Genomic DNA, 16,204 nt, shown 5'->3' with positions numbered 1-16,204 from the left:
GCCGCCGAATTGATTTGTACAAAATTTTATTATCCCGTGGAACTTCGGCCCGGCATGGCATGCGCTGCTCAGTGCGGCGGGCCGCCTTGTGTGATGGGGCGAAACTCCAAAAATCAAGGCTTAGTCCTTGATTTGTCATTGAAAACTATTTTGAAACCAGGCTGTCATAAGCCAGGCAGGTAGGCTAAACTTCCTGCCACTATTCTGCGAGGGTCGCAAAAAACTATATGGATCAGTTCCTTTCCTTTCTTTCCGGGGGCTTTGCCCAAGCCAAGTGGTGGCAGATCGTCCTCTACACGCTGGCGCTGACGCACGTCACTATCGCGGGCGTCACGATCTTCCTGCATCGTAGCCAGGCGCACCGCGGTCTTGATCTGCATCCGGCCGTCATGCACTTCTTCCGGTTCTGGCTCTGGTTGACGACCGGCATGGTCACGAAGGAATGGGTAGCCATCCATCGCAAGCATCACGCCAAGTGCGAAAAAGAAGGCGACCCGCATTCGCCCATGCTGTTCGGTATCTGGAAAGTGCTGTTCCGCGGCGCCGAGCTTTATCGCCTGGAATCCACCAATAAAGAAACCATGGCCAAGTTCGGCCACGGCACCCCCGACGACTGGCTCGAGCGCAACCTGTATTCCAAGCACAGCCTGATGGGCGTGCTGATCATGCTCGGCATCGATGTCGCGCTGTTCGGCGCCGTAGGCCTGACAGTCTGGGCCGTGCAAATGGCCTGGATTCCCTTCTGGGCGGCTGGCGTGGTGAACGGCATCGGTCACTTCTGGGGCTACCGCAATTACAACAGCCCCGACACCAGCACCAATGTGTTTCCCTGGGGTATCGTGATCGGCGGCGAAGAACTGCACAACAATCACCATGCGCACGGCACGTCGGCCAAGTTCTCGGCCAAGTGGTATGAATTCGACATCGGCTGGTGCTACATCTCGATTCTCCGGTTCTTCGGCCTGGCCAAGGTCAAGAAGGTTGCGCCCAAGCTGAAGCTCGAGTCCAGCGCCAAGGCCATCGACCTGCGCACCCTGCAGGGTGTGATCACGCACCGCTACGAAGTCATGGCCCGCTACGCCGACATCGTCAAGTCCACCGTGCGCGAAGAGCTTGACAAGCGCAAGGCCCTGCAAGACGAGTCCGTGTCGCGCCTGCAGCGTGTGCGCCGCTGGTTGCATCGCAATGAAGAAGTGCTGCAGCCCGAACAGCGTGCCGAGGTCGATCAGGTCATTGCGCAGAACCAATCCCTGTCCACGCTGGTGCAGATGCGCCGCGAACTGGGCCGTCTTTGGGAAAGTTCCAGCGCGAGCAGCGAACAACTGCTGCACGATCTTCAGGCGTGGTGCCAACGCGCACAGCAAAGCGGTATTGCAGGGCTTGAGCAATTTGCGCATCGCCTGAGCCGCTACGCGGCATGATGCTAGAGCAACTCAATCCTGAACAACGCGCCGCTGTAACACTAGAACCGCAGCACGCCCTGGTACTCGCCGGGGCAGGCAGCGGCAAGACCCGGGTCCTGACGACCCGCATGGCCTGGCTGATTCAAACCGGCCAGGCCAGTCCATTTGGACTGCTGGCAGTTACCTTCACCAACAAGGCGGCGCGCGAAATGGTGGCGCGCATGTCGGCTATTCTTCCGATCGACACGCGCGGCCTGTGGATCGGCACGTTCCATGGTCTGTGCAACCGCATGCTGCGCGCACACCATCGCGATGCGGGCTTGCCCCAGGCTTTCCAGATTCTCGACACCACCGACCAGCTCGCGGCCATCAAGCGCCTGCTGAAGGCGAGCGGCGTCGACGATGAAAAGTATCCGCCGCGCGACGTGCAGCGCTTCATCAACGGCGCCAAAGAAGACGGGCAACGGCCGGGCGATGTGGAAGCGCACGACAGCCATCAGCGTCGGCTGGTCGAGATTTACCAGCTCTACGAAGCGCAGTGCCAGCGCGAGGGCGTCGTCGACTTCGCCGAACTCCTGCTGCGCGCCTACGAGTTGCTCACCCGCAATGCGCCGGTACGCGAGCACTACCAGCGTCGATTCCGCCATATCCTGGTTGACGAGTTCCAGGACACCAACACGCTGCAGTACAAGTGGCTGCGCCTGCTTGGAGGAGGCGGCGCCGCGATTTTCGCCGTCGGCGACGATGACCAGTCCATCTATGCGTTCCGAGGCGCCAACGTCGGCAACATGGCCGACTTTGAACGTGACTACGCGCGCGGCACGGTCATCCGCCTGGAGCAGAATTACCGTTCCTACGGGCACATCCTCGATTCCGCCAACGCACTCATTGGTCACAACAACGGGCGTTTGGGCAAGAACCTCTGGACCGAGCAGGGAGAAGGCGAGCCGGTGCGCGTCATCGAGCAGCCTACCGATGGCATCGAGGCGCAATGGCTCGTGGACGAAATTCGGGCGCTCATCAACGAGGGCAGCCTGCGTCGCGAGATTGCGGTGTTGTATCGCAGCAATGCGCAATCGCGCGTCATCGAGCATGCCTTGTTCTCGGCGGGCATTCCGTACAAGGTGTACGGCGGTCTGCGCTTTTTCGAGCGCCAGGAGATCAAGCACGCCCTGGCGTACCTGCGCCTGATGGCCAACCCCGACGACGATACGTCCTGGATGCGTGTGGTGAATTTTCCCACGCGAGGCATCGGTGCGCGCACCCTCGAGCAACTGGCCGATGCCGCCCGTACGCTCGATTCCAGCTTGTTCGGCGCCGTGGCACGGGTTCCGGGCAAGGGCGGTGCGAACCTGGCGCAGTTTGCCCAGCTTATCGGCCGCCTGGCGCACGAAACGCGTGACCTGCCGCTGCCCGAACTGGTCGGTCATATGCTCGAAGCCAGCGGCTTGGTGGCGCACTACAAGACCGAACGCGAAGGCGCAGAACGCCTCGAGAACCTGAACGAACTCATCACCGCCGCAACCGTATTCGCGTCCGAAGAGAACTTCGAGGGGCTGCCCGCCGGACGGGTACCCGAGGTGGGGCCGGATGTTCCATCCGACGGCCTCACTCCACTGGCGGCCTTCCTGTCTCATGCCGCGCTAGAGGCGGGCGACAACCAGGCGCAGGCCGGTCAGGACGCCGTCCAGCTGATGACGGTGCATGCCGCCAAGGGCCTCGAGTTCGATGCGGTTTTCATTACCGGCCTCGAAGAAGGGTTGTTTCCGCACGAGAACAGCATCCTCGAGCCTGCGGGCCTCGAAGAAGAGCGTCGTCTGATGTATGTGGCCATTACGCGCGCTCGCCAGCGACTGTATCTGAGCCTGGCCCAGAGTCGCATGCTGCACGGACAGACACGCTATGCGATGCGTTCGCGGTTCCTCGACGAAATCCCCGAGCAGCATCTGAAGTGGCTGACGCCTCGCGCGGTGGCCATGCAACCGCGTGCCGGTTTCGGCGAACCCTGGAATGCCCGTAACGACGCCTTCGGCCGTCGGCCGACCGGCGTCATTGCGCCTCGGCAGCCTCGCGGCGTAGCCAGTGGAGTGACTGTCGGCGACAGGCAGTATCGTATCGGGCAGGGGGTACGGCATGCGCGGTTCGGCGATGGCACCATTATCGGCCTGAGCGGGGCAGGGCAGGACGCCCAGGCGCAGATCCAGTTCCGCGACGTGGGCGCCAAGACATTGGCGCTGGGCATCGCCAAACTGGACATCATCCAGGGGTAACGACATGGTCACCGGCGACGACTCCCAGAGCGAACTAGAGGCGCTGCGCGCCGAGATCGACGAAATCGACCAGCAGATAATGTTGCTGCTGGGAGTGCGTTTCCGTTGTTCGGACATGATCGGCGAGATCAAGCAGGCCGAAGGAATGGAGGCGGGGGATCCCCGGCGTACCGAGCAGCAGCTCGAGCGTATTCGTCACCTTGCCATCGACGCCGGCGTGCCGCCGGAGCTCGCGGTGGGCATCTTGCGCTCCATCATCGACACGGTGATCGAGCATCACCGCCAGCGGCGCGAGCGTCCCTATTCGTGACCACCCCGGCCTCGGGCCTGTGCGGTGGCCGCCACTTGGGGCCGCCGCGCGGTCCCGCCTTCACGGTAACGCGATCGGGCAGCGGCCAGCGCTGTTGAGGCGCCGCCGCTAGCGTCCGCCTGCTGCTTCCAGCTCGTCCAGCGAGGTCTGGAGCTCCAGCCAATCCTCTTCGAGCGACTCCATGCGCTTGCCCAGTTCGCCGTGCTCCGCCATGACCTGCTGCCGTTCCACGCGCCGCGCGTCTGAATAGAGATCGGCGTCGGCAACCAACGCATCCAGTGCCTGGAGGCGCTCGCGCAGCCTGTCCATTTCAGCTTCCACCTTGGCCAGCCTGGTCTGCAATGGTTTGCGCAGGGCAGCGAGCTTCTGGCGCTGTTCAGCCTCGAGGCGCCGCTGGGTCTTGCGGTCCGTGCCGGCATTCTCCGGGTCGCGTGCCATGGTCTCGGCACGGGCCTCGGCCCGGGTCGCGGCGTTACGGGAGTTCAGCCAATCGCGATAATCTTCGAGATCGCCGTCGAACTCCTGCACCTGGCCGTCGGCCACGATCCAGAAGCTGTCCACGGTGGTACGCAGCAAATGGCGATCGTGTGACACCAGCAGCATGCTGCCCGAGAACTCGGCCAGCGCTGTGGCCAGCGCCTCGCGCGTTTCGACGTCGAGGTGGTTGCTGGGTTCGTCCAACAACAGCAGATTGGGCTTTTGCCAGACGATCAACGAGAGGGCCAGCCGGGCTTTCTCGCCGCCGGACATGGGGCCGACCAGCCCCGTGGCCGCTTCGCCTGAAAAACCGAAACCTCCCAGGTAATTGCGCAGTTCTTGTTCGCGCGCGTCCGGCGCCAGGCGGGCCAGGTGCGCCAGCGGCGTCGCGCTCACGTCCAGCATATCGAGCTGATGCTGGTGGAAATAACCGATCGCCAATCCGCGCGAGGCGCGCCGCTCGCCGGCTTGCGGCGGCAGTTCCTCGGCCAATGTCTTGATCAGGGTGCTCTTGCCGGCGCCGTTCGCACCCAGGATGCCGATACGGCTGCCAGCACGAACCATCAGCGTGACGTCGCGCAGAATGGGCACGGCCTGACCGCTCGCATCGGTGTATCCGGCAGAAAGCTTTTCCAACACCAGCAGGGGATCTGGCATATGGTCAGGCGAGGGGATGCGGATATCGATGCCGGATTCCGCGTGCAGCGGCGCCAGGGTTTCCATGCGCGCCAATGCCTTGACCCGGCTCTGAGCCTGTTTAGCCTTCGATGCCTTGGCCTTGAAGCGATCGATGAAACTCTGCAGGCGCGCGCTCTCGCGTGCCTGGCGTTCGTGCGCCAGGCTGGTCTGACGCAATCGCTCGGCGCGTTGCGTCAGGAAGTCATGGTAGCCGCCGCGATAGCGCACGAGTTTGCCATGGTCGAAATGCAGGATGATGCGCGCCACCGCATCCAGGAATTCAGTGTCGTGGGAAATCAACAGCACCGTTCCCGGATAGGCCGACAGCCATTTTTCCAGCCATAGCATGGCGTCCAGGTCCAGGTGGTTGGTAGGCTCGTCCAGCAACAGCAGTTCGGACGGCGCCATCAAGGCCCGGGCGAGCGCAAGGCGCATGCGCCAGCCGCCCGAGAAGCTCGCAACAGGCTTGAGCCATTCGTCGGGCGCGAATCCCAGGCCTGCCAGCAATTGTTCGGCACGGGAGTTCGCGCTCCAGGCGCCGGCTTCAGCCAGCGCTGCCTCGAGTTCTGCAATGCGCGTACCCTGGTCGTCCGGCACGGCCGCTCGCTCGGCTTGCAGAAGTCGCAGATGGGTATCGCCGTCGATGACGAACTCGCGGGCCGGACGGTCGTCGGCGGCGATCTCCTGTTGCACGCTGGCAATGCGCCAGCCTGCCGGAACGTCGAGATGCCCGGCATCGGCATCCAGCGCTCCCGTGAGCAGGGCAAAAAGAGAGGATTTACCGGCGCCATTCTTGCCGGTGAAGCCCACGCGTTCGCCCGGGTTCACGACAAACTCGGCGGCATCGAGCAACACCTTCGTGCCGCGGCGCAGGGTCAAGCCGTGGGCGCGTATCACGGGGCGGTGGCTTCCGTGGCAAGCTGTTCCCGTGGCAGCAGCAGAATTTGGTCGCTGGCGCCTTCGGTATCGAGCCACACGGGCGACAGGTTCGGGAACGCCGCTTCGAAATGGTCGCGCTCATGGCCGATCTCGAGCAGCAGAACGCCATGCGGCGTCAGGTAGCGCGGCGCGGCCGTCAGGATCCGGCGCACCAGGTCCATGCCGTCGGCGCCCCCTGCGAGCGCCAGGTCGGGCTCATGGCGATATTCTGCGGGCAGGCGGTCCATCGAGGCACTGTTGACGTAGGGAGGGTTGCACACGATCAGGTCGTACTGCCGATGGGGAAGGGCGTCGAACAGATCGCTGTGGTGCAGCGCGACCTGCGTGTCCAAACCGTAATCATTGATATTGCGGCGAGCCACTTCCAGCGCATCAGTCGACAGGTCCACCGCGTCCACCCGCGCGTGCGGGAATGCAAGCGCCGACAGGATAGCCAGGCACCCTGAACCTGTGCACATGTCCAGCACGGCTTGCACCGAGCCGGCATCGACCCAGGGCGAGAGCCCGTCTTCCAGCAGTTCTGCAATGGGTGATCGCGGAACGATCACGCGCGGGTCGACATAGAAGCGATGCCCGCACAGCCACGCTTCCTGGGTAAGGTAAGCAGCTGGAAGGCGCTCTGTCACGCGCCGGTCGAGCAATTCGAGCACGCGCGCGCGCTCGTCTGGCAATACCCTGGCATCGAGGAAGGGGTCGAGCGTGTCCAGCGGCAAGTGCAGCGCGTGCAAAACCAGGTACACGGATTCGTCCCAGGCGTTGTCGCTGCCGTGGCCCAGGGCGGCGCCGGACTCCCGCAGCCGCGACACGCCGTAGCGGATGAGGTCGCGCAGCGTCTGCAATTCGGGGCGTAAGTTGGATGGCATGAAAGCGGCTCAGCGCGGCAGAAGCAGGTTTTCCAGCGTGCGCCGGTAGATGTTCTTGAGGGGATCGAGCGAAGCCAGTTCGATGCGTTCGTTCACTTTGTGGATCGTCGCATTGCCCGGGCCGAATTCGATCACCTGCGGACAGATTTTGGCAATGAAGCGGCCGTCGGACGTGCCACCCGTGGTGGACAGTTCCGCCGTCACCCCCGTTTCGGCGTGGATGGCGGCGACCAGGGCATCGGTCAGGGGCCCACGCGGAGTCAGGAAGGGTTCGCCGCCCAGCTCCCAATCCAGCTCGTATTCCAGGCCGTGCTTATCGAGCAGCGCATGCACCTGCTGCTTCAAGCCGTCCGGCGTGCTGGCCGTCGAGAATCGGAAATTGAACAGCATGACCGCCTCGCCCGGCACGACATTGGTGGCTCCCGTGCCGGCCCTCAGGTTCGAGGCCTGGAACGTTGTGGGCGGAAAATACTCATTGCCACGGTCCCATTCGGTGCCGGCCAGTTCGGCCAGGGCCGGTGCCAGCTGGTGCAAAGGGTTGCGTGCCAGATGCGGATATGCCACATGACCCTGGATGCCTTTGACCGTCAGGCGGCCCGACAGCGAACCTCGACGTCCGTTCTTGCATGTGTCGCCCAGCACGGCGCCCGAGGTAGGCTCGCCGACGATGCAGTAGTCGATCTGTTCGCCACGCGCCTGCAGTTCATTGCAGACGATGACGGTCCCATCGACCGCCGGACCTTCTTCGTCAGAGGTCAGCAGCAGTCCTATCGAGCCGGCGTGGGTGGGGTGCGCCGACGCGAATTCCTCGGCGGCCACCACGAAGGCGGCAATCGAGCTTTTCATGTCGGCGGCGCCTCGGCCGTACAGATAGCCGTCGCGTTCGGTGGGCACGAAGGGGTCGCTGTCCCATTTGTCGCGTGGGCCGGGCGGCACCACGTCGGTGTGCCCGGCGAACACCACCAGCGGCCCCGCAGTGCCGCGGCGGGCCCATAGGTTCGTGACCCCGCCGCGCGATATGGTCTCGCAGCGAAACCCTGACTGTTCGAGACGTTGCGCCAGCATCATCTGGCAATCGACATCGTCGGGGGTCACCGAAGGGCGGGCAATCAGTTCGCGCACGAGCGCGAGTACGGCGCTGTCGGCGGTCATCAGGCCCTCAGCAGGTCATTGATGCTGGTCTTGGCTCGCGTCTGCGCGTCGACGCGCTTGACGATGACAGCGCAGGCCAGGCTATGCGAGCCGTCTTCGGAGGGCAGCGAACCGGGAACGACCACCGAGCCGGACGGCACGCGCCCATAAGTGATCTTGCCCGTCGCGCGGTCATAGATCTTGGTGCTTTGCGAGAGATACACGCCCATGGCCAGCACCGAGTTCTCTTCAACGACCACGCCTTCCACGACTTCGGAGCGCGCGCCGATGAAGCAGTTGTCTTCGATGATGGTGGGGTTGGCCTGCAGCGGCTCGAGCACGCCGCCGATTCCCACGCCGCCCGACAGGTGCACGTTCTTGCCGATCTGCGCGCACGAACCCACGGTGGCCCAGGTGTCGACCATAGTGCCTTCATCGACATACGCGCCGATATTCACATACGAGGGCATCAGCACGACGTTGCGGGCGATATAGGCGCCGCGTCGCGCTACCGCAGGGGGCACGACCCGGTAGCCGCCATGCTGGAAAGCACTGTCGCCGAACTCGGCAAACTTCAAAGGCACCTTGTCGTAGAACTGCATGGGCGCCTGGCCCATGATGGCGTTGTCCTGCAGCCGGAACGACAGCAGCACGGCCTTCTTGATCCATTGATGCACGATCCAGCCGGCATCGCTCTTTTCGGCCACGCGCAGGCGCCCCAGGTCCAGCGCGGCGATGGTCTGCTCGACAGCCTCACGCACTTCCGCGGTGGCGTCGACAGGCGACAGGTTGCTCCGGTTTTCCCAGGCATTTTCGATGGTGGTCTGCAGATCGAGAGTCATAACGGCTCAATTATTAGAAAAGGTTGATCAAAGCGTGGTGCGGGCAAAGTGCGCGATGCGGCCAGCGGCCTCGACGCATTGTGCCAGCGGGGCCACCAGGGCGATGCGAATGCGGCCCTGGCCCGGGTTTATGTTGCGCGCCTCGCGGGCCAGGTAGCTGCCCGGCAGCACCGTGACGCCGGTGCGCGCGTAAAGGTCGCGTGCAAAGGCCGTGTCCGAGCCGGGTACCGGCACCCACAAGTAGAACGAGGCCTGAGGATACTGGACATCGAGCGCGGACTGCAGCACGGGCACGACCGCGGCGAATTTTTCGCGGTACTGTCGTCGATTGTCGCGCACGTGGTCCTCGTCGTTCCACGCTGCGATACTGGCCGCCGACACGATGGGGCTCATGGCGCTGCCATGGTAAGTGCGGTAAAGCAGAAACCGGGCCAGCAGGCGGGCGTCGCCCGCCACGAAGCCGGACCGTAGTCCGGGCACGTTAGAGCGCTTGGACAGGCTCGAGAACACCACCAGGTTTCTGTAGTCGTCCCGGCCGAGGCGCCGCGCGGCCTGCAGCGCGCCCAGCGGTGCGTCGGCCTCGTCGAAATAGATCTCGGAATAGCATTCGTCGGAAGCGATGGCGAATCCATGGCGGTCCGAAAGCTCGAACAGCATGCGCCAGTCGTCAAGAGGCATTACGTTGCCGGCGGGATTGCCAGGCGTACACACGAACACCAGTTGGGTGCGTTCCCAGACTTCGGCGGCGACGCCATGCCAGTCGCAACCAAAATTTCGGGCCGGGTCGGCATGTACGTAATGGGGTTGGGCACCGGCGAGCAGGGCGGCGCCTTCGTAGATCTGGTAGAACGGGTTGGGGCACACCACAAGCGGTTGCTCGGCGGCGTCCACTACGGTCTGTGCGAAGGCGAACAGTGCTTCGCGAGAACCCAGTACCGGCAGCACCTGGCTTTCCGGGTCCGGCGCGGGAATGCTGTAGCGCCGCCCCAGCCATTGGGAGATAGCCGCACGCAGGGCGGGGTCACCTTTCGTGGCGGGGTAGGCCGACAGGCCGGCAAGGCTGTCGCATAACGCCTGCCCCACGCAGGCAGGCGCGGCGTGCTTGGGCTCGCCGATCGACAGGTCGATGGGCGCGATATCAGCGGGGGCGGGGCCGCCCGCCTCAAGCAGGGCTCGCAGTTTTGCGAAAGGGTAGGGGTGCAGGGCATCGAGGCGCGAGTTCATGGCGCAAGATTTTAGCAAGCAAGCTACAATACCGGGCTTGGCTTTGCGAAGGTGGCGAAATTGGTAGACGCACCAGGTTTAGGTCCTGACGCCGTAACAGGTGTGCGGGTTCGAGTCCCGCCCTTCGCACCAACTTGACTCCCTGGCATGGCTGGCTCTCTGCCAGTCGTGCCCGCCGCACCGGCAGCGGGGCCTCCCGAGGCTTTGCGCGATCCATCAGGCAAGCACGTCAAGGCTTGCCGATGCGGTCCCGGGTTGCGGTAGTGATTTTCCGTCGCTGCGGTGGCGGTCCGGGTTCGACCGGGTCTCAACAAGCGGATATCGCGTGCAACACTACGAAGACCTTTTCTGGGCCATGGCGGCCGTCGTCGCGGTTGCCCTGGCGGGCGGGGCGCTGCTGGGGCGCTGCGCCTCCGTGGGGCGCAGTCTCGCCTGGGTCGCAGGCGTGTCGGTAATGGTGCTGGCACTGGTGAGCTACCTTGCAGGCCGGGCTGGTCTAGGCGATATCGTGATCCTGCTGTCCGTGGCGGCCTTCATGTTTTCGCTGGTGATCGGAGCCGCAGCCATGCTGGTGTCGCGCAAGGTATGGCGGCAGCGCCGCGCCGCGTCTGCGCCGCCTGCCTCCAACTGAAACCGTCACGGCTCAATCGTCTTCGTCCTCCGGTTCGTCGTCTTCGTCTTCCTGCTGGTCCAGTGCGTCGTGGCCTTTCCAGGTCAGGCGCCAGTGAGCGTGGCGAGCCTGGCCATTCGCGGCCACTGCGGCAATTAGGCCCGCATCGGCCAGGATGTCCAGGTGATGCTCGACGGCCGCCGACGAAGGTGCATCGGGCATGCTGCCGCTGACTGCCGCTTCGATATCGCCCTGTGACATGGCGGCGGCATCGGCGTCGCGCAACTCACTCAAAATCGTCACAACCAGATCAAAATCGCGCTGCATAGGCCGCTCCTTCATTGGATGAAATCACACCATACCAGCACTTGCGCGACGGGGCGACAGGTCCAATGCCGGGCTGGTATAGTCGCTTCCCCCTGCAAATGGATGCATACAACATGGAAATCATCAGCCGACAGGTCGCGACCATCACGCAAGGCGTCGCGCTCGAAACCACGCTCGATGGCGAACGCATCGATGCTTACGTCGTGACCGGCGCTGCGGACCTGGAAATGGTGGCTGACATCGTCCCCCGCGAAAAGGTCGAAGCCGGGGCGGAAATTCATGTGGCCGCGGTCGATTCGATCGACTCCGCCCAGGAGCAGGTAGATCAGGTGCTCGAGAACGTCAATCCGGGCGATGTGGCGGTGTTCCTCTGCGCAGATGAAGACGCATACAACGCGGCGCTCGACCTGCTGGGACTGCCCGTCGCCTGAAACGCGCGCCCACGCGCGCAAGACCAGCCCGGGCCCGATTGGTTCTGCTTCCACCCGGATGTCGTTGCGCTTTGTTGCATTATTGGCACGTATTTTTGAGGATTATGTTGACTTGTGAGGGGAACCTAACGATAGTGTCGGCACACGATCTCAAGCGTTGCGATTTTCGTTCAGTGCAGTGCCTTTTCCGGCCAGCGTTATTGTTCTACTGTCCCCTCCTTGTTGATTCGTGACCCCCGGGCATGTGCCCATTATCTCTAGGAAATACAGTATGGAAACCGGCGTTGTTAAGTGGTTCAACTCGGAAAAAGGCTACGGCTTCATTACCCCTGAAGCGGGCGGCAAGGATCTGTTCGCGCACTTCTCCGAAATCCAGGCCAACGGCTTCAAGTCTCTGGAAGAAAACCAACGCGTCAGCTTCGTGACGGCCAACGGCCCCAAGGGCCCGCAAGCCACGAAGATCCAGGTGCTCTAAGCCCCTGGCGCTTTGAAAAAGCCCCTTCGGGGGCTTTTTTGTTGCCGGCGCCATCGTCTCGTGCCCCTGGCGGCATCTGGGGGGCATCGAGTGATCATAAAGGTTTGACGCCTTTCGGGGTTCGCCCCTACACTGGGCAGGCGAGATCTTCAAGCGACGCGGTCGCCACTCCTGTTGCCGACACCGGTACCCAGTTGCCCATCCCATCCTTGATCATCTGGCGTCCCGCGAGCAATCGCTATTCGAAGGTGAAGGACACATTCATGGCAACAGGCATCGTCAAGTGGTTCAACGCCGAAAAGGGCTACGGCTTCATCACTCCTGATGACGGCAGCAAAGATCTTTTCGCGCACTACTCCGAAATCAGCAGCGAAGGCTACAAGTCGCTGCAAGAAAACCAGCGCGTGACGTTCGAAGTGGGGCAGGGTCCCAAGGGGCCCAGCGCCAAGAACATCAAAGTCACGGCTTAAGCGCCGGCTCCGCCGACGCCCCGGACGCCCCCGCCGGCTTATGGTCGGCCGGGGCGTTTTTTGTCTCGCGAGGCCGAGCGTGGCGCAATATTGTGTAAGCAGATTTCACATTGCTGCGCGTCAATGCGGTGTATTGCGTCCTCTGTTTCGACCGGCGCCGCGGCCCCCGCCTGGGGGCTTCCCCAACTGAACCCACCCTCTCAGCAGGGTGCTTGAACTTTCCGGTAAAATACGCTGTTTACCTGTTCGTTCACTTACTTTCGGAAAATTTGATGCAGCCTGTGGTTGAAACCCTATCTGGTCTGGAACGCCGTGTCGATCTGACGGTTTCCGTGGCCGACGTCGAAAAGGAAGTCCAGGCGCAGCTGAAGCGCGTTGCCCGCACGGCCAAGGTGCCCGGGTTCCGCCCCGGCAAGGCTCCGCTTGCCATGCTCGAACGCAGCCATGGCCCCGGCATCCGCTACGACGTCATCAATGGTCAGGTCGGCCGTGCTTTCGAGCAGGCCGTCGATGGCGCCAAGCTGCGTGTGGCCGGCGCGCCCTCGCTCGAACCCAAGACGGAAGGCGTGGCTGACGACACGCTGGCCTTCACCGCCACGTTCGAGGTTTATCCCGAAGTCACCCTGCCCGACCTCTCCGGCCTCTCCGTGACTCGCTACACCGCTTCGGTCACCGACGCAGAAGTGCAGCAGACGCTTGACGTCCTGCGCAAGCAGCGCGCCAACTACGAAGCTCGCGAAGATCGCGCCGCCCAAGACGGCGACCGCGTCACGCTCGATTTCGTCGGTACCCTCGACGGTGTGCCGTTCGAAGGCGGCACCGCCGAGAACTTCCCGTTCGTGCTGGGCCAGGGCCGCATGCTGCCCGAGTTCGAAGCCGCCGCCACGGGCATGAAGGCCGGTGAAACCAAGGTGTTCCCGCTCAAGTTCCCCGACGACTACCAAGGCAAGGATGTGGCCGGCAAGACTGCCGAATTCACCATCACGGTCAAGGAAGTTGCCGAAGGCGTATTGCCGGAAGTCGACAGCGAGTTTGCCAAGTCGCTCGGCCAGCCCGAAGGCGACGTCGAGAAGCTGAAGGCCGACATCCGCACCAACATCGAACGCGAAGCCAAGGCGCGCACGCAAGGCCGCACCAAGGCCAGCGTCATGGACGCCCTGGTAGAAGCAGGCCAGTTCGACGTGCCGAAGGCGCTGGTCGACAGCGATGTGCAGAGCCGCGTGCAAGCCGCGCGCGAAGAGCTCAAGCAGCGCGGCGTACCCAATGCCGAATCGGTGCCGATCCCGGCCGAGGCGTTCACCACCGAATCCGAGCGTCGCGTACGCCTGGGCCTGCTGGTGTCCGAACTCGTCAAGCAGGCGCAACTGCAGGCCAAGCCCGAGCAGGTGCGCGCCCGCATCGAAGAGTTTGCTCAAAACTATGAGCAACCCGCTCAGGTGGTCAGCTATTACCTGACCGACCGCCAGCGTCGCGCCGAAATCGAGGCCATCGTGCTCGAAGACAACGTCGTGCAGCACGTTCTCGAACAATCCAAGGTCACCGAAGAGCAAGTGCCTTTCGATCAGCTGATGGGGATGGCGTAAGCATATGCAGCGTTTTACCGATTTCTATGCATCAATGCACGGTGGCTCGTCGGTCACGCCCACCGGCCTGGGTTATATCCCCATGGTCATCGAGCAGTCGGGGCGCGGCGAGCGCGCCTATGACATCTACTCGCGCCTGCTGCGCGAGCGGCTCATCTTCTTGGTAGGCCCTGTCAACGACAGCACGGCCAACCTCATCGTTGCGCAGTTGCTGTTTCTGGAATCGGAAAACCCTGACAAAGACATTTCGCTGTACATCAACTCGCCCGGCGGGTCGGTGTACGCCGGAATGGCAATCTACGACACGATGCAGTTCGTCAAGCCCGACGTATCCACCCTGTGCACGGGGCTGGCGGCCAGCATGGGCGCTTTCCTGCTTGCCGCGGGCAAGAAGGGCAAGCGCTTCACCTTGCCCAACTCGCGCATCATGATCCACCAGCCCTCGGGTGGCGCACAGGGCCAGGCATCCGACATCCAGATCCAGGCTCGCGAGATTCTCGATCTGCGTGAACGCCTGAACCGCATCCTGGCCGAGAATACCGGCCAGCCCGTCGACCGCATCGCCATAGACACAGAGCGTGACAACTTCATGTCCGCCGAAGATGCGGTATCGTATGGTCTGGTGGACAAGGTTCTCGCAACCCGCGCCGAGGCCTAGGCTGGCGGTCGCATCGGGCCTGTGCGGTGCCGTCACGTCCAAGTAAGCGTTGAATGCGCTTGCCCGAACCGGGCAGGCGCATTCTCACCAGAGATACCAAACACATATGCCTGACAAGAAGGGATCGGCCGACGCAAAGGTGCTGCATTGCTCGTTCTGCAATAAAAGCCAGCACGAGGTCCGCAAGCTGATCGCGGGGCCATCGGTGTTCATCTGCGACGAGTGTATCGACCTCTGCAATGACATCATCCGCGAAGAGGCGCAGGCGACCGCGCGTGCGGCCATACGGTCCGAACTGCCCACGCCTTCCGAAATCAAGACGTTTCTTGACCAGTACGTCATAGGCCAGAGCCTGCCCAAGCGCATGCTCGCGGTCGCCGTCTACAACCATTACAAGCGTATCCGCCACGGCGAGATCAAGGGTGACGAAGTCGAGCTCTCGAAGAGCAACATCATGCTCATCGGGCCTACCGGCTCGGGCAAGACGCTGCTTGCCCAGACCTTGGCGCGCATGCTCAACGTACCGTTCGTGATGGCCGACGCCACGACCCTGACCGAAGCCGGTTACGTGGGTGAAGACGTCGAGAACATCATCCAGAAGCTGCTGCAGAACTGCAACTACGAAGTCGAGAAAGCGCAGCGCGCCATCATCTACATCGACGAAATCGACAAGATCTCGCGCAAGTCCGACAACCCGTCCATCACGCGCGATGTGTCCGGCGAAGGCGTGCAGCAGGCGCTGCTGAAACTCATCGAAGGCACTGTCGCGTCCGTGCCGCCCCAAGGCGGCCGCAAGCACCCGAACCAGGATTTCGTGCAGGTCGACACGACCAACATCCTGTTCATCGTGGGCGGCGCCTTCGACGGGCTCGAAAAAGTGATCCGCGACCGCACCGAGAAATCGGGCATCGGCTTCTCGGCATCCGTGCGCGCGAAGTCCGAGCGCGGCGTGGGCGAGCTGTTCAGCGAAGTCGAACCCGAAGACCTGATCAAGTTCGGCCTCATTCCCGAGCTGGTCGGTCGCCTGCCGGTCGTGGCCACCCTCGATGAACTCGACGAGGCTGCCCTGGTGCAGATCCTCACCGAACCGAAGAACTCGCTCATCAAGCAGTTCCAGAAGCTGTTCGCCATGGAAGGCGCCGAGCTCGACGTACGGCCCGGCGCTCTGAAAGCCATCGCCGGCAAGGCACTCAAGCGCAAGACCGGTGCCCGCGGCTTGCGTTCCATCATCGAGGCGGCCCTGCTCGACACCATGTACGACCTGCCTTCCCAGGGCAACGTCAGCCGGGTCGTGCTTGACGAAAACGTCATCGAAAGCGATGCCAAGCCATTGCTGATTTACGCCGACGAGGCGGCCGCGCCAGATAAGCCGGCGCGCAGCCAGGTACGAGGCGCAGCGGCATAACTGAAGCAAAAGAACCCGTTCTGTAACGGGTTTTTTTGCCTATACCGGTTGCGCCCATGCCGGCGGCTTGATTTTTCGGCTATCGTTCCCATATCAGACGTAGCCGAT

The 16,204-nt window shown here is 63.0% G+C and carries 16 protein-coding genes and 1 tRNA gene; 11 read left to right on the top strand and 6 right to left on the bottom strand.

The window, feature by feature from the left end:
• Positions 1 to 227 precede the first annotated feature (227 nt).
• The 3 genes from ACV17W_RS04890 to ACV17W_RS04880 are packed head-to-tail and all read left to right on the top strand — an operon-like array spanning position 228 to position 3,983.
• The gene (locus ACV17W_RS04890; protein WP_462595320.1) at positions 228 to 1,421 is read left to right on the top strand and encodes a DesA family fatty acid desaturase; all 1,194 of its coding nucleotides are present in this window, start codon (positions 228 to 230) and stop codon (positions 1,419 to 1,421) included.
• Positions 1,418 to 3,673 carry a UvrD-helicase domain-containing protein gene (locus ACV17W_RS04885; protein WP_462595319.1) on the top strand — a complete coding sequence of 752 codons (2,256 nt, stop codon included), beginning with the start codon at positions 1,418 to 1,420 and terminating at the stop codon, positions 3,671 to 3,673. Before ACV17W_RS04890 ends, ACV17W_RS04885 begins: the two co-directional genes overlap by 4 nt.
• Positions 3,674 to 3,677: 4 nt before the next feature.
• Positions 3,678 to 3,983: a chorismate mutase gene (locus ACV17W_RS04880; RefSeq protein WP_462595318.1), complete on the top strand. Its 306-nt coding sequence runs from the start codon at positions 3,678 to 3,680 to the stop codon at positions 3,981 to 3,983.
• Between the two features lie 108 nt (positions 3,984 to 4,091).
• Here ACV17W_RS04880 and ACV17W_RS04875 read toward each other — a convergent pair whose 3' ends face one another.
• Genes ACV17W_RS04875 through dapC form a run of 5 tightly spaced genes read right to left on the bottom strand, consistent with a single transcriptional unit; the run spans position 4,092 to position 10,137 of the window.
• A complete protein-coding gene (locus tag ACV17W_RS04875; protein WP_462595317.1) occupies positions 4,092 to 6,035 on the bottom strand; it encodes an ABC-F family ATP-binding cassette domain-containing protein in 1,944 nt (647 codons plus the stop codon).
• Complete coding sequence (prmB, locus tag ACV17W_RS04870) at positions 6,032 to 6,940, bottom strand: 50S ribosomal protein L3 N(5)-glutamine methyltransferase (RefSeq protein ID WP_462595316.1); 909 nt, start codon at positions 6,938 to 6,940, stop codon at positions 6,032 to 6,034. Before prmB ends, ACV17W_RS04875 begins: the two co-directional genes overlap by 4 nt.
• A gap of 9 nt (positions 6,941 to 6,949) precedes the next feature.
• On the bottom strand, positions 6,950 to 8,092 hold the full coding sequence (gene dapE / locus ACV17W_RS04865; protein WP_462595315.1) for a succinyl-diaminopimelate desuccinylase: 1,143 nt from the start codon (positions 8,090 to 8,092) through the stop codon (positions 6,950 to 6,952).
• Positions 8,092 to 8,913 (bottom strand): 2,3,4,5-tetrahydropyridine-2,6-dicarboxylate N-succinyltransferase, encoded by an 822-nt coding sequence (dapD, locus tag ACV17W_RS04860; protein WP_462595314.1) that lies wholly within the window; start codon positions 8,911 to 8,913, stop codon positions 8,092 to 8,094. Before dapD ends, dapE begins: the two co-directional genes overlap by 1 nt.
• Positions 8,914 to 8,940: 27 nt before the next feature.
• The gene (gene dapC / locus ACV17W_RS04855) at positions 8,941 to 10,137 is read right to left on the bottom strand and encodes a succinyldiaminopimelate transaminase (protein WP_462595313.1); all 1,197 of its coding nucleotides are present in this window, start codon (positions 10,135 to 10,137) and stop codon (positions 8,941 to 8,943) included.
• A gap of 45 nt (positions 10,138 to 10,182) precedes the next feature.
• On the opposite strand from dapC, the gene ACV17W_RS04850 reads away from it, so the two are divergent.
• Both ACV17W_RS04850 and ACV17W_RS04845 read left to right on the top strand, forming a co-directional pair.
• Positions 10,183 to 10,269 (top strand) — tRNA-Leu (locus ACV17W_RS04850).
• Between the two features lie 193 nt (positions 10,270 to 10,462).
• Entirely contained in the window at positions 10,463 to 10,768 is a 306-nt protein-coding gene (locus ACV17W_RS04845; protein ID WP_462595312.1) for a hypothetical protein, read from the top strand.
• 12 nt (positions 10,769 to 10,780) lie between these two features.
• Here the strand turns inward: ACV17W_RS04845 and ACV17W_RS04840 are convergent, their stop codons facing one another.
• The gene (locus ACV17W_RS04840) at positions 10,781 to 11,074 is read right to left on the bottom strand and encodes a DUF2513 domain-containing protein (RefSeq protein WP_462595311.1); all 294 of its coding nucleotides are present in this window, start codon (positions 11,072 to 11,074) and stop codon (positions 10,781 to 10,783) included.
• A 113-nt stretch (positions 11,075 to 11,187) separates the two neighbouring features.
• Here ACV17W_RS04840 and ACV17W_RS04835 point away from each other — a divergent pair, with 113 nt between their 5' ends.
• From ACV17W_RS04835 to clpX, 6 genes are all read left to right on the top strand, one after another.
• Positions 11,188 to 11,505, top strand: a complete 318-nt coding sequence (locus ACV17W_RS04835; RefSeq protein WP_462595310.1) for a hypothetical protein — start codon at positions 11,188 to 11,190, stop codon at positions 11,503 to 11,505.
• 271 nt (positions 11,506 to 11,776) lie between these two features.
• On the top strand, positions 11,777 to 11,980 hold the full coding sequence (locus ACV17W_RS04830) for a cold-shock protein (RefSeq protein WP_012249703.1): 204 nt from the start codon (positions 11,777 to 11,779) through the stop codon (positions 11,978 to 11,980).
• Positions 11,981 to 12,243: 263 nt separating this feature from the next.
• Positions 12,244 to 12,450, top strand: coding sequence for a cold-shock protein (locus ACV17W_RS04825; protein WP_207405529.1), 207 nt, complete (start codon positions 12,244 to 12,246; stop codon positions 12,448 to 12,450).
• 272 nt (positions 12,451 to 12,722) lie between these two features.
• Positions 12,723 to 14,033 (top strand): trigger factor, encoded by a 1,311-nt coding sequence (tig, locus tag ACV17W_RS04820; RefSeq protein ID WP_462595309.1) that lies wholly within the window; start codon positions 12,723 to 12,725, stop codon positions 14,031 to 14,033.
• Between the two features lie 4 nt (positions 14,034 to 14,037).
• Positions 14,038 to 14,691 carry an ATP-dependent Clp endopeptidase proteolytic subunit ClpP gene (clpP, locus tag ACV17W_RS04815; protein WP_462595308.1) on the top strand — a complete coding sequence of 218 codons (654 nt, stop codon included), beginning with the start codon at positions 14,038 to 14,040 and terminating at the stop codon, positions 14,689 to 14,691.
• Between the two features lie 106 nt (positions 14,692 to 14,797).
• Entirely contained in the window at positions 14,798 to 16,096 is a 1,299-nt protein-coding gene (gene clpX / locus ACV17W_RS04810) for an ATP-dependent Clp protease ATP-binding subunit ClpX (protein ID WP_462595307.1), read from the top strand.
• The last annotated feature ends 108 nt before the right edge of the window (positions 16,097 to 16,204 follow it).

The sequence above is a fragment of the Bordetella sp. MIP270_01_BMS genome (genome assembly GCF_054958705.1).
This window is presented reverse-complemented; position numbering and strand designations above follow the sequence as displayed.